Genomic DNA, 13583 nt, shown 5'->3' with positions numbered 1-13583 from the left:
GCCCTACACCGGCAGCACGCAGACCGCCGCCGGAGCCGCGTACGGGGTCCCGACCCCGGTCAGGGCGCCGGAGGCCGCGTCCACCCGGAAGGCGGTGACCGTGCCGGACTTCTGGTTGGCGGCGAAGAGCAGGGTGCCGTCCGGCGAGAACGCGGTGTGCCGGGGGAAGTCGCCGCCCACGGGCACGGTGTCGATCAGGCGCAGCGCGGCCCCGCCGTCCTCGATGGCGTACCGGGTGATGCTGTTGTGCCCCCGGTTGGCGAGGTAGGCGAACCGGCCGTCCCCGGTGACCAGGAACTGGGCGGGGTAGCTGGTGCCGGAGCCCGTGCCGGTGGACTGCGGGTCGCCCGGGGCGAGGGTGCCGGTGGCGGGGTCGTAGCCGCAGACGACGGCCGTGTTGTCGAGCTCGCAGGCCAGGTACGCGTGGCGGCCGTCGGGGTGGAAGGTGAGGTGGCGAGGTCCGGCGCCCGGCCGCAGCACGGCGTACGAGAGCTGTTCCAGGGTGCCGTGCGCCTCGTCGAGCCGGTACGTGTAGACCGTGTCGTTGCCCAGGTCGACGGCGAGTATGTGGCCCCCGTCGGGGGCGGTGATGATCTGGTGCGCGTGCGGGCCGCCCTGCCCCGGTCCGGGGGCGGGTGAGCTGTGGGCGACCAGGTCGGTGCGCTCCCCCACCGATCCGTCGTCGGCCAGCGGGTGCACGGCGACGCTGCCCGAGGTGTAGTTGGCGCTGAACAGCCACCGCCCGCCCGGGTGGACCGAGAGGTGACAGGGGCCGGCGCCGCCGGTGGACCGGGTGCCCAGGACCCGGAAGGTGCCGTCGTCGGCGAGGGCGACCGCGGTGACGCCACCGTTCTGCTGCTCGTCGACCGCGTAGAGCGTGCTGCCCGTGGGGTGGAGGGCGAGGTACGAGGGGTTCTCGACGCCCGTGACGACGGTGCGGCCGGTGATGCTCCCGGCCGCCGGGTCGTACGCGGCGACGCCGATGCCGGTGCCCCCGGGGCTGGTCGAGGTGTAGGTGCCGAGGTAGAGGGTGCGGGTGCTCCGGGTCGCTGGGTGTCCGGGGTGCGGCGGGCGGTGGGGGTGGTGGGGTGCGGGGCGGTGCGCGGGGCGCGGGAGGCTGGGGGCGGCGGCGAGGGCGCCGCCCGCTAGGAGGGCTCCGAGCAGGGTGCGGCGGCTGGTGGGGGACGTCATGCGAGGCACCTCGTGGGGTCGGTCGCTTCGGATGTGCCAGCCACAGTGGCCCTCCCCCGAGGGCCACCGCAAGAGGTGCACCGGCCATTGCGCATGACGCAACACAAGGCACCGTCACCCCTCAGTCTCCCGACTGGATGTCACCCCGCGTCGAGGAGGTGATCGGCTCGCGCTGCGCGAAGTCGCCCGGGGGGATGCCCGGATGGTGGCCACCCTCGACCGGCTCGACGGCGGCGGCAGGACCGAGGGCCAGCCGGGAGACGATGCGGTAGCGGTCGCCCCGGTAGAGCGAGTGCACGTACTCGACGGGGCGGCCGGTGGTGTCCGAGGTCAGCCGCTCGAAGAGCAGGGCCGGGGAGAGTTCCGGCACGTCCAGGAGGCGGGCCTCGGCCCGGGTCACCACGGTCGGCTCGATCGCCTGGACCGCCTCGTGGACGTGCACATCGTGCCGCTCGCGCAGGTGCTCGTACAGGTCGCCGTCCTCCAGCTCCTCGGCGGAGAGGCCGGGCACCAGCTCGGCCCGGATGTGCAGGTGCTCGATGGCCATGGGGGCGCCGTCGACGAGCCGCAGCCGGGCGACGTACACGATCTCGGCGGCCGGTGACATGCGCAGCTTGCGGCCGACCCGGGCGCCGGCCTGGAGGGTGGTGAACTCCAGCAGCCGGCTCGACCAGGCCCCGGCCGCCTGCGGCACCGACAGGGCGAGGTCGGCCGAGATCAGCTCCTGGGTGATCTTCTCGGGCGCGACGAACATGCCCCGGCCGTGCTCGCGCACGAGGAGCCCCGTCGCGACCAGCTCGTCCACCGCCGCGCGCAGGGTGGGGCGGGAGACGCCGAGCGTGGCACACAGGGACCGCTCCGACGGGATCGCGTCGCCCGGGCGCCGGGACTCGATCATTTCCAGGATGGCGTCACGGGCCCGCTCCCGTTTGAGCACCGTCCCCGATGCGTCGGCGTCCATGCGCTGCCCCCTTCTGGCGGGTTACGTACTTGACCACTGGGCCACTGGTCAGATGGATTGTAGCCGCTATCGCGAGCCATCCCTCCGAGAGATCGCCAAACTCCTTTGAATACAAGGGGCTTGACGGCTTCATTGGTCCATGCCACCTTCATCCACCAACAAGAGGTGAGCTGTCCAGCGGCCTTCACTGGTCAGGTGGTCAGGTCCTGTTCTCCCAGAGGTGAACCGTGAAGTACCGCTTGCTTGCCGGTGGGTCCGCGCTCGTTCTGGCCGCCGTCCTCAGTGCCTGTGGCTCGTCCGACGACTCGTCCGACGCGTCCGGTGACGGCCGGACCAGCATCGACGTCTGGCTGATGCGCGACAGCGTCTCGGCGCAGTTCCAGAAGGAGTTCGTCAAGGGCTTCGAGAAGGCGCACCCCGACATCCGGGCCCGGGTCCAGATCCAGGAGTGGGACGGCATCGGCGAGAAGATCACCGCCGCGCTCGCCAGCAACGACGCCCCTGACGTCATCGAGAGCGGCAACACCCAGGTCGCCCAGTTCGCGCAGAGCGGCGGGCTGCTCGACCTCAGCGACAAGGTCGACGAGCTGAACGGCACGGACTGGCTCAAGGGCCTCGCCGAGCCGGGCGCGTACGAGGGCAAGCAGTACGGCATCCCGTACTACGCGGCCAACCGGGTGGTCATCTACCGCACCGACCTCTTCGAGAAGGCGGGCATCGACGCGAAGACCATCAAGACCCGCGACCAGTGGATCGCCGCGACCGAGAAGCTCAACCAGGGCGGCACGCAGGGCATCTACCTGCCCGGCCAGCTGTGGTACGCCCTGGCCGGCTTCGTCTGGGACGAGGGCGGCGACCTCGCCACCGAGTCCGGGGAGAAGTGGAAGGGCGCCCTGGACACCCCGGAGGCGCTGCGCGGGATGGAGTTCTACGGGAAGCTCCAGGCGCTCGGCAAGGGGCCCAAGGACTCCGACGAGGACGACCCGCCGCAGGCCGATGTGATGGCCCAGGGCAAGGTCGCCCAGGTCATCTCCACCCCCGGCGGCGCCAACATCGTCATCGAGAAGAACCCGGACCTCAAGGGGAAGCTCGCCTTCTTCCCGATCCCCGGCAAGACCGCCGACGCTCCCGGTGCCGTGTTCACCGGCGGTTCCGACCTGGTGATCCCCACCGCGTCCGGCAAGCAGGAGGCGGCGCTCACCTTCATCAAGGAACTCACCGGTGACACCTGGCAGAAGAAGCTGGCCGTCGCCATGAGCTACGTGCCGAACCGGACCACGCTCGCCTCCGCGGTGGCCGGTGACCCGGGCGCGGCCGCGATGGCGGTCGGCGCGGCGAACGGCCACGCCACGCCCAACACACCGGGCTGGGCCGCGGTCGAGGCGGAGAACCCGATCAAGGACTACATGGCGGCCGTGCTCACCGGCGGCGACCCGGCGAAGGAGGCCGCCAAGGCGTCCGCCGACATCACCCGGGCCATGAACACCGACTCCTGACCCCGCACCCGCCCATCCGCCCAGACCGTCGAGAGGAGGCGTGCCGTGTCGGTCATCCGGGAACGGACCGCACCCCCCAGCCCAAAGCGCCGGGCCGCACCCGGCACGTCCGGACCGCCGCCCCGCCGGCGGCGGCGGTCAGGGGAACCGCGCGGCCTGTGGCCGTACGCCCTGATCGCACCCGCCGTCGGCGGCATGCTCTACCTGCTGGTCTATCCGCTGCTGCGGGCGATCCTGATCTCGCTCCAGGACTTCCGGCTGCGGCAGCTGATCACGGGTGACGCCGAGTTCGTCGGACTGCGCAACTACCGCACCCTGCTGACCGATCCGCGGTTCTGGGAGGTGGTCCGGCGCACCTTCCTGTTCATGGCGGTCAACGTGGTCCTGATCATGGTGATCGCGACGCTGGTGGCGCTGATGACCGAGCGGCTGGGGCGGATCGCCCGGACGGTGGTGCTCAGTGCGCTGGTGCTGGCGTGGGCCATGCCGGTGATCGCGGCCACCACGGTCTTCCAGTGGCTGTTCCACTCCGAGTTCGGCATCGTCAACCATCTGCTGACCGGCGCGGGGTTCTCCTCGTTCGACCGCTATCCGTGGTTCGCGCACGGCACCGCCGCCTTCGCCATCCTGGTGCTGCTGATCGTGTGGCAGTCGGTGCCGTTCGCGGCGATCACGCTCTACTCCGCGCTGACCACGGTCCCTGCCGAGCTGTACGAGTCGGCGCGCCTCGACGGGGCGAGCGCGGCCCGGATCTTCCGCTCGGTGACCCTTCCGGTGCTCCGGCCGATCTTCCTGCTGGTGTTCTCGCTGGAGGTGATCTGGACGTTCAAGGCGTTCGTCCAGATCTGGGTGATGACCCGGGGCGGCCCGGGCGACGCCACCACGATCCTGCCCGTGTACGCGGTGCAGACCGCGCTCGCCGGCCAGCGTTACGACCTGGGCTCGGCCGCCTCGATGGTCACCGTGGTCCTGATGTCCGGGGTGCTCGTCCTCTACTTCCGCCAGATGCTCCGCCAGGAGGACGAGATCCGATGAGCCGTGCCCGTACCGCGCGCATGCGGCGGCTTCCGCTGAACGCCGCCGCCACTGTGACCGTCCTGGTCTGCCTGTTCCCCGTCTACTGGATGATCTCCACCGCGTTCAAGCCGTCCCGGGACATCCAGTCGTCCGACCCGCAGCTCTTCCCGCACACCTGGACGCTGGACCACTTCCGTACCGCCGTGCAGGCCGACGGATTCGGGATGTTCTGGCGCAACAGCCTTCTGGTGACGGTCAGTTCGATCCTGCTGGCCCTGGTGGTCGCGCTGGCTTCGGCGTACGCGGTGGCCAGGCTGCGCTGGAAGGGGCGGCGGCAGTTCATGCTCATGGTGTTCATCGCGCAGATGGCGCCCTGGGAGTCGCTGATCATCCCGATCTACATCATCTCCCGCGACACGGACATGCTGGACCGGCTGCCCACGCTGACCCTCGTCTACTTCATGGTGACGCTGCCGTTCTCGGTGATCGTGCTGCGGGGCTTCATCGGGACGATCCCGCCGGAGCTGGAGGAGGCCGCGCAGGTCGACGGCTGCACCCGGACGGGGGCCTTCCGGAAGGTGGCGCTGCCGCTGCTCGCGCCGGGTCTGATGGCCACCTCGCTGTTCGGCTTCATCACCGCCTGGAACGAGTTCGCGTACGCCAACTTCCTGATCATCAAGCACCAGGACAGCCGCACCCTGCCGGTCTGGCTGTCGTCGTTCCAGAACACCTTCGGCACCGACTGGGGCGCCACGATGGCCGCCTCCACCCTGTTCGCCCTGCCCGCGCTGGTGGTCTTCCTGCTGCTCCAGCGCCATGTCACCTCCGGCTTCGCGGCCGGCGCAGTCAAGGGTTAGGCCGTGTCCGGCGGATCAGGGCCGGGGTCGCGACCCTGATCCGCCGGACACGGCCTGACCGACGACCCCGCACCCCTCCCGGAGGCCCCGCATGCCCGAACCCCGCCCCGAACACTCCCTCGTCCCCCGCCCGCGCAAGGTGGCCTCCCGCCCCGGCCGCTTCACCCTCGCCCCGGACACCGGCATCCGCGCCTACCCGGGCGCGGAGGGCGCCGCCGACCTGCTGCGCACCCTGATCGGCCCGACCACCGGGCTGCGCCTCGCCCCCAGTGCCACCGGCCGCGTCGTGCTCGCCCTGGAACCGCAGCTCAGCGGCCTGGGCGAGGAGGGGTACGGGCTCACCATCGGCCCGGACACGGTGCTGCTGCGGGCGGCCCGGCCGGCCGGGCTGCTCTGCGGGATCCAGACGCTGCGCCAGCTCCTGCCCGCCGAGGCGCTCTCGGGGCGGGCCCGGCGCGGGGGTGCCTGGACGCTGCCCTGCGTGGAGATCAGCGATGTGCCGGCGCACCCGTGGCGCGGCACGATGCTCGACGTCGCCCGGCACTTCCAGCCGGTCTCCTACCTGCGCCGTTACGTGGACCTGATGGCGCTGCACAAGCTGAACACGCTGCACCTCCACCTCACCGACGACCAGGGCTGGCGGATGCCCGTCGCCGCGTACCCGGAGCTGACCGGTATCGGCGGGCACCGGACCCAGTCGATGGCGGGTCCGCCGGGCGGCCCCGTCGAGAGCTTCGACGGCGTCCCGCACTCGGGGGCGTACACCACTCAGGAGCTGCGCGATCTCGTCCGGTACGCGGAGGGACGCGGGGTGCGGGTGGTACCGGAGATCGAGATGCCGGGCCATGTGCGCGCGGCCCTGGCCGCCCGTCCGGAGCTGGGCAACGACCCGTCGCGGCGGCTGGGCGTGTGGACCAAATGGGGTGTCTGCGACACGGTGTTCGGGGTCCACGAGGAGGTCTTCGACTTCTGCCGGAACGTGCTGGACGAGGTCATGGACGTCTTCCCGTCGCCGTACATCCACGTCGGCGGCGACGAGTGCCCGACGACCGAGTGGGAGAACAGCCCGGCGGCCCGGGACCGGGCGGCCGCCGAGGGTCTTCCCGACGCGCGGGCGCTGCACGGCTGGTTCATGGGCCGGATCGGCGCGTACGTCACCGAGCGGGGCCGCATCCCGGTCGGCTGGGCGGAGACCGGAACCGAACTCCCCCTGGACTTCACCGTGATGACCTGGCGCGACCCGGCCCACGCCCGCGCCGCCGCCCGCCGCGGCCACCAGGTGGTCGCCGCCCACTACCGGGCCACCTACCTCGACTACGCGGAGTCCGCCGACCCCGGCGAACCGCTCGCGCAGCCGGGCCCGCCGGTGGACCTGCGCGCGGTGCACGGCGACCGCTCGCTGACCGACGACTGGGACGCGGCGGACGCGGTCCGGCTGCTCGGCACGCAGGCCCAGTTGTGGACGGAGTACGCGCCCACTCCGGACCGGATCGAGTACCAGACGTATCCGAGGCTGTGCGCCCTCGCGGACCGCGCCTGGTCCGGCGGCCGCGACGGCTGGCCCGGCTTCCTCGCCCGCCTGGGCCACCACACGGCCCGGCTGGACGCCCTCGGCGTCCGCTACCGCCCCCTGAACCCCCGGCCGCTCACCGCGGCGTACCCAGGAACAGCGCCGACCCCCGTGACATCCCACTCCCCAGGAACAGCGCCGACCCCCTGAAGTCGCACTCCCCCACGACGTTCCCGGAAGGAACAGACGCATGAAGTCACACGCGAAGAGCCGGCTGCGCGCCGCCGCCGCGGCCGCCGTCACCGTGGCGCTCGGCTGTACGGCCCTGGCCGCCGTCCCCGCGACGGCGAACGCCGCCGGCGAACCGATCGCCGTGCAGTACCGCACGAGCGCGTCCGGTGCCACGGCCGACCAGAGCGAGCCCTGGCTGAAGGTGCGCAACACCGGCAGCGGGTCCGTTCAGCTGAGCGACGTCAAGGTCCGCTACTACTTCAAGGGCGACGCGGTGGGCGAGGTCTACCGGTTCGCCTGCTCCTGGGCGGTGAAGGGCTGCGGCAACATCACGGGGACGTTCGGCACGCTCGCGCACCCGACGGCCACCGCCGACCGCTACCTGGAGATCGGCTTCACCTCGGGCGCGGGCTCGCTGGCACCGGGCGCCGACACCGGTGACATGCAGCTGCGGTTCTACCGGTCGAACTGGCAGCCGCTGACGCAGAGCGACGACTACTCGTTCGGCGCCGGCTCGACCGCGTACGGCGACTGGTCGAAGGTGACAGCGCAGCTCGGCGGCGCCACGGTCTGGGGCACGGCGCCCGAGGGCAACGACCCCACCGATCCGACCGATCCCACGGACCCGACCGACCCGGGCGAGGACGGGCCGGCCCTCTTCGACGACTTCAACTACAGCGGCCACAGCGACCCGCAGATCGCCGCGCACGGCTGGAGCGTCCGCTCCAACGCGGGCGGGCCGGGCGTGCCCGGGGCCACCTGGGCGCCGGACAAGGTCACGTTCGCCACGCAGAGCGGCAACTCCATCATGAACCTGGAGACGTCGACGGCGGGCAGCGGCGAGTCGACGAAGCAGACCGAGATCCTGACCCAGTCCATGAAGTTCCGCAACGGCACCTACGCGGCGCGGGTCAAGTTCGACGACGCGCCGAAGTCGGGCCCGGACGGCGACCACCTCGTCCAGACGTTCTTCACCATCAACGACCTCAAGGCGCCGATGGCGGATGACTACGCCGAGTACGACTTCGAGTACCTGCCCAACGGCGGCTGGGGCGAGAGCGGCAACATCCTCTACACGACCTCGTGGGAGACCTACCGGCCCGACCCGTGGGAGGCGGTCAACCAGCACACCGAGTCCCGGCAGAGCTACGCCGGCTGGCACGACCTGGTGGTGACCATCGACAACAACGCGATCACGTACTACATCGACGGGCAGCTCTTCGGCACGCACGGGGCGGCCTATCTGCCGGAGCGCGGTATGTCGATCAACTTCAACCAGTGGCTGATCGACCTGGCTGGCCAGACGAGCACCACGCCCCGCGCGTACGACCAGCAGGTGGACTACGTCCTGCACGTGAAGGACCAGGTCCTCACGCCGGCGCAGGTGAACGCGAAGGTCGCCGCGTACCGCACGGCGGGGACGACGTTCCAGGACACGGTTCCGGCCGGGTGATCCGGTAGCGGGACGGACGGGCGGGGCGGAGGCCGACGGGTCTCCGTCCCGCCTTTCGCGTGTCCGGAGCATGTCCGGAGCTTCTGCCCGGGGCCACTGTCCTGAGTCGTAGGGACCTCCTGACCGGCCCGAATTTCCGGGCACCCCCTTGACAGCCCCACTCCCCGCCGGGCAATCTTCCATTAAGCAGAAACAAACTTCCGCAATACGGAAGGAGCGCCGAAACCCTCATGGGCTACCCGGACCAGCGCTTCGATGTGAACCTTTCGATCCTCTTCACGGAACTCCCGCTCCTGGAGCGTCCCGCGGCAGCCGCCGCGGCCGGCTTCACGGCGGTCGAGCTGTGGTGGCCCTGGATCGAGACCCCCACCCCCGACCAGGCCGAGCTCGACGCCCTCAAGAAGGCGCTCGACGACGCCGGCACCCAGCTGGTGGGCCTGAACTTCTACGCCGGACAGCTCCCCGGCCCCGACCGCGGCGCGCTCTCCGTGCCCGGCACGGAGTCGGACCGCTTCCGGGCCAACATCGAGGTGGCGGCCGACTTCGCCGCCTCGGTCGGCTGCAAGGCGCTCAACGCGCTCTACGGCAACCGGGTCGACGGCGTCGACCCCGCCGCCCAGGACGAACTGGCCCTGGAGAACCTGGTGCTGGCGGCCCGCGCCGCCGACCGGATCGGCGCGGTGCTGCTGATCGAGACCCTGAACGCGCCGGAGTCCCCGCGCTACCCGCTGGTGAGCGCACCGGCGGGGATCGAGGTCGTCGACCGGGTCAACGCGGCGACCGGCCTCGGCAACGCGAAGTTCCTGCTGGACCTGTACCACCTGTCGATGAACGGCGAGGACCTCAGCCAGGTCATCACCGCGTACGCCGACCGGACCGGACACGTCCAGATCGCCGACAACCCGGGCCGCGGCGCGCCCGGCACCGGCTCGCTCCCCCTGGAGCAGCTCCTCGACGAGCTGACGAAGGCCGGTTACGAGGGCTGGGTCGGGCTGGAGTACAAGCCCGGCGACCGCCCGAGCGCCGACTCCTTCGACTGGCTCCCGGCCGCCGCGCGGCCCGCCCGCTGAGTGCGGCGGGAGCCCTCTCTACACGCTGATCGGAAGGCACCCTCATGAGCAACAACCTCCCCAAGGTTGCGTGGATCGGTCTCGGCATCATGGGTTCGCCCATGTCGGAGAACCTGATCAAGGCCGGTTACGACGTCACCGGTTACACCCTGGAGCAGGACAAGGTCGACCGGCTGGCCGCGGCCGGCGGCACCGGCGCCTCCTCGATCGCCGAGGCGGTCAGGGACGCGGACGTGGTCATCACGATGGTGCCCGCGTCCCCGCAGGTGGAGGCCATCTCGTACGGCCCCGACGGCATCCTGGAGAACGCGAAGCGCGGCGCGCTGCTGGTCGACATGTCCTCGATCACCCCGCAGACCTCCGTGGACCTCGCGAAGAACGCCGCCGAGAAGGGCATCCGGGTCCTGGACGCCCCCGTCTCGGGCGGTGAGGCCGGCGCGATCGAGGCCGTGCTGTCCATCATGGTGGGCGGCGAGCAGGCCGACTTCGACGCGGCGAAGCCGCTGCTCGACGCGCTCGGCAAGACCATCGTGCTCTGCGGCCCGCACGGCTCCGGCCAGACGGTGAAGGCCGCCAACCAGCTGATCGTCGCGGTGAACATCCAGGCGTGCGCCGAGGCCGTGGTCTTCCTGGAGAAGTCCGGCGTGGACCTCGCCGCCGCGCTGGACGTCCTGAACGGCGGCCTGGCCGGTTCGACCGTGCTGACCCGCAAGAAGGACAACTTCCTGAACCGGGACTTCGCCCCGGGCTTCCGGATCGACCTGCACCACAAGGACATGGGCATCGTCACGGACGCCGCCCGCAACGTCGGTGCCGCGCTGCCCGTCGGCGGTGTGGTCGCCCAGCTCGTCGCCTCGCTGCGCGCGCAGGGCGACGGCGGCCTGGACCACTCGGCGCTGCTGCGCTCGGTCGAGCGCCTGTCGGGACAGCCCGTCGAGGGCTGATCCGGCCGCTCCTCCTCCCCCTCAGACTTCCGGACGGTGCCGTCGCTGACACCTGTCCTGTCGCGCCCAGGCGCCGGCACCGTCCGGAACACCCTCCCACCACGAATTTCAACAAACTGTTGACGCCGCATCCCGGGCCTCTTTACGCTCCGGACACGCCCCCAGGACTCTGCCCCCTGGCCGTCGCAGTTCAGCAGCTCCCCGTACGGAAGGTCGCCCCGACACCATGACGCAGCGTGTGCTTACGACCGAGTCCGGCGCCCCGGTCGCCGACAACCAGAACTCCGCCACCGCGGGTGCCGGAGGCCCGATCCTCCTCCAGGACGGCCACCTCCTGGAGAAGCTCGCCCGCTTCAACCGGGAGCGCATCCCGGAGCGCGTGGTGCACGCCCGGGGCTCCGGCGCGTACGGCTACTTCGAGGTGACCGACGACGTCACCGCGTTCACCCGCGCCGACTTCCTCTCCGAGGTGGGCCGCCGCACGGAGACGTTCCTGCGCTTCTCCACCGTCGCCGACTCGCTGGGCGGCGCGGACGCGGTGCGCGACCCGCGCGGCTTCGCGCTCAAGTTCTACACGGACGAGGGCAATTACGACCTCGTCGGCAACAACACCCCGGTGTTCTTCATCAAGGACCCGATCAAGTTCCCCGACTTCATCCACTCGCAGAAGCGCGACCCGTTCACGGGCCGCCAGGAGCCGGACAACGTCTGGGACTTCTGGGCGAACTCCCCCGAGGCCACGCACCAGATCACCTGGCTGATGGGCGACCGCGGCATCCCCGCCTCGTACCGCCACATGAACGGCTTCGGCTCGCACACGTACCAGTGGACGAACGCCGCGGGTGACGCGTACTTCGTGAAGTACCACTTCAAGACGAACCAGGGCGTGCGCTCCCTCTCCGCCGGCCAGGCCGCCGAGCTCGTCGGCAAGGACGGCAACTCGCACCAGACGGACCTGCTCCAGGCCATCGAGCGCGGCATGAACCCGTCCTGGACGCTGTACGTGCAGCTCATGCCGGCCGCCGAGGCCGCGGACTACCGTTTCAACCCGTTCGACGTCACCAAGGTGTGGCCGCACGCGGACTACCCGCTGCAGCGGGTGGGCCGACTGGTGCTGGACCGCAACCCGGACAACGTCTTCGCCGAGGTCGAGCAGGCCGCGTTCTCGCCGAACAACTTCGTGCCCGGCATCGGCCCGTCCCCGGACAAGATGCTCCAGGGCCGCCTGTTCGCCTACGCGGACGCGCAGCGCTACCGCCTGGGCATCAACCACACCCAGCTCCCGGTGAACGCGCCGCGCACCGCGACCGTCGACAACTACGGCCGCGACGGTCTCCACGCCACGCGGTACGGCTCGCGCCACGACAAGAACTACGAGCCCAACTCGTACGCGGGCCCCGCCCAGACGGACACGGCGCTCTCCGCCCCGCTCCCCGTCCAGGGCTGGACCGGCACCCACGAGGCGCCCGCCCACACCAAGGACGACGACTTCTTCCAGGCCGGCGAGCTGTACCGCCTGATGTCGGCCGACGAGAAGGACCGCCTGATCGCCAACATCGCCGGCGGCCTGTCCCAGGTCTCCCGCGACGACGTCGTCGAGAAGAACCTCGCCCACTTCCACGCCGCCGACCCCGAGTACGGCAAGCGCGTGGAGGAGGCGGTCCGCGCCCTCCGCGAGGACTGACCTCTCCCCGAGCCCTGCCCGCGCCGACGCGTCCACCCGGATGAGGGGTTGTGCGCGACGCGGGCAGGACGAGGCCGCGGCGGTGGCGTGATGCCAGTGCGGTGGTACGCGGGAGGGCGGCCCGGTCACCAGACCTGAAGGCCCGTGCAGCCCCCCTTCGCGCCACCGCCGCGGCCCCTGTTCCCCCTGAACGAGGGCGCGGAGTACGGATACGGTCCCGTACTCCGCGCCCTTTCATTGCGTTACTCGATGCCTTCGACGATCCGGAAGTCGCGCTCGACGCCGTCGGAGAGGGCGGCCAGCGCCTCCTGGTAGGCCGCGCTCTCGCGGGCCGCGACGGCCTGCTCGAAGCTGTCGAACTCGACGAGGACGGTGCGCTCGGCGATTCCGGCGTCATACGCCTCGACCCGACTACCGAGGGAGAAGGTCCGACCGCCCCCGGCCTTGACGGCCGGACGGGCCAACTCGTCGTAGGCAGCCAGCTTCTCGGGGTCCGAAATGGTGCGGTAGACGCTGACCCAGTAGCCCTTGGGCATGGAACCTCCAGTGTGTGGTGATGAGTACGTCCGGCTTACGGGTTGGTCTCGGGGAAACGAGCGCCCCAGGGCTCCTCTTCCAGGAGAAGCCCGTTGGCCAGGAGGCTGATGGTTCGGTACCAGCCGACCAGCACGAGCAGTTCGAGTAGTCGAGCCTCGTCGTAGTACATGCTCAGGTCGTCCCAGGCGGACTGCGTCAGCCGGGTCGTGCCGTCGAGTTCGTCGACTGCGTGGAGCAGCGCCGTGTGGCGCGGCGACCACGGCGCACTGCCGACCGCGTCGGGCTGAGCGGTCGCCCGGAGCAGTTCCGGGCCGAGCCCTGCCGGCGGCGCCATGGTCGCGGCGTGGGCGCCCCATTCGTAGGCGCAGCCGGACCGCGCGGTCACGCGGGCGATGACGATCTCCCGGTCCATGGCGGGGAGAAGCCCGTGGCCCAGCAGTCCGGCGCCGAGGGAGAACATGCGTGAGGCCAGCTCCGGGTTGCGGTGCAGTACGCGGAACAGCGCGAGCGGCTCGTGCGGCACACCCGGCGGCATCCATCGACGGAGCGCCCGGTCGACGTCGGCGGCGTAGGGCGGGTTGAGCGGTTCGATGCGGGACATCCCGGCACCTCCTGCTTCACTTCTTCTGCTT

12 protein-coding genes are annotated in these 13583 nt (G+C 71.0%); 8 read left to right on the top strand and 4 right to left on the bottom strand.

Features of this window, described 5'->3' with window-relative positions; translation table 11 throughout:
- Window positions 1-3: 3 nt before the first annotated feature.
- Together OG242_RS27215 and OG242_RS27210 are read right to left on the bottom strand one after the other, a co-directional pair.
- Window positions 4-1191, bottom strand: coding sequence for a lactonase family protein (locus OG242_RS27215; protein ID WP_405900645.1), 1188 nt, complete (start codon window positions 1189-1191; stop codon window positions 4-6).
- A gap of 121 nt (window positions 1192-1312) precedes the next feature.
- Window positions 1313-2152 carry a GntR family transcriptional regulator gene (locus tag OG242_RS27210; RefSeq protein ID WP_405900644.1) on the bottom strand — a complete coding sequence of 280 codons (840 nt, stop codon included), beginning with the start codon at window positions 2150-2152 and terminating at the stop codon, window positions 1313-1315.
- Between the two features lie 227 nt (window positions 2153-2379).
- On the opposite strand from OG242_RS27210, the gene OG242_RS27205 reads away from it, so the two are divergent.
- The 8 genes from OG242_RS27205 to OG242_RS27170 all read left to right on the top strand — a co-directional run bounded on the left by OG242_RS27205 (window position 2380) and on the right by OG242_RS27170 (window position 12414).
- Window positions 2380-3648, top strand: a complete 1269-nt coding sequence (locus tag OG242_RS27205) for an extracellular solute-binding protein (RefSeq protein ID WP_405900643.1) — start codon at window positions 2380-2382, stop codon at window positions 3646-3648.
- Window positions 3649-3693: 45 nt separating this feature from the next.
- Window positions 3694-4683 carry a carbohydrate ABC transporter permease gene (locus OG242_RS27200; protein ID WP_405900642.1) on the top strand — a complete coding sequence of 330 codons (990 nt, stop codon included), beginning with the start codon at window positions 3694-3696 and terminating at the stop codon, window positions 4681-4683.
- The gene (locus tag OG242_RS27195; protein WP_405900641.1) at window positions 4680-5522 is read left to right on the top strand and encodes a carbohydrate ABC transporter permease; all 843 of its coding nucleotides are present in this window, start codon (window positions 4680-4682) and stop codon (window positions 5520-5522) included. Before OG242_RS27200 ends, OG242_RS27195 begins: the two co-directional genes overlap by 4 nt.
- A 91-nt stretch (window positions 5523-5613) precedes the next feature.
- Window positions 5614-7242, top strand: coding sequence for a beta-N-acetylhexosaminidase (locus tag OG242_RS27190; protein ID WP_405900640.1), 1629 nt, complete (start codon window positions 5614-5616; stop codon window positions 7240-7242).
- A gap of 40 nt (window positions 7243-7282) precedes the next feature.
- Complete coding sequence (locus OG242_RS27185; protein WP_405900639.1) at window positions 7283-8716, top strand: cellulose binding domain-containing protein; 1434 nt, start codon at window positions 7283-7285, stop codon at window positions 8714-8716.
- A gap of 230 nt (window positions 8717-8946) precedes the next feature.
- Entirely contained in the window at window positions 8947-9786 is an 840-nt protein-coding gene (locus tag OG242_RS27180) for a TIM barrel protein (RefSeq protein WP_093704824.1), read from the top strand.
- A 44-nt stretch (window positions 9787-9830) separates the two neighbouring features.
- A complete protein-coding gene (locus OG242_RS27175; protein WP_405900638.1) occupies window positions 9831-10730 on the top strand; it encodes a 2-hydroxy-3-oxopropionate reductase in 900 nt (299 codons plus the stop codon).
- Window positions 10731-10956: 226 nt separating this feature from the next.
- On the top strand, window positions 10957-12414 hold the full coding sequence (locus OG242_RS27170) for a catalase (RefSeq protein WP_405900637.1): 1458 nt from the start codon (window positions 10957-10959) through the stop codon (window positions 12412-12414).
- A 242-nt stretch (window positions 12415-12656) separates the two neighbouring features.
- On the opposite strand, the gene OG242_RS27165 is transcribed toward OG242_RS27170, so the two are convergent.
- Both OG242_RS27165 and OG242_RS27160 read right to left on the bottom strand, forming a co-directional pair.
- On the bottom strand, window positions 12657-12950 hold the full coding sequence (locus OG242_RS27165; RefSeq protein ID WP_405900636.1) for a DUF1330 domain-containing protein: 294 nt from the start codon (window positions 12948-12950) through the stop codon (window positions 12657-12659).
- A 35-nt stretch (window positions 12951-12985) separates the two neighbouring features.
- Window positions 12986-13552, bottom strand: coding sequence for a carboxymuconolactone decarboxylase family protein (locus OG242_RS27160; RefSeq protein ID WP_405900635.1), 567 nt, complete (start codon window positions 13550-13552; stop codon window positions 12986-12988).
- Between the last annotated feature and the right edge of the window lie 31 nt (window positions 13553-13583).

The sequence above is a fragment of the Streptomyces sp. NBC_00727 genome, from assembly GCF_045161745.1.
Lineage (GTDB): Bacteria > Actinomycetota > Actinomycetes > Streptomycetales > Streptomycetaceae > Streptomyces.
This window is presented reverse-complemented; position numbering and strand designations above follow the sequence as displayed.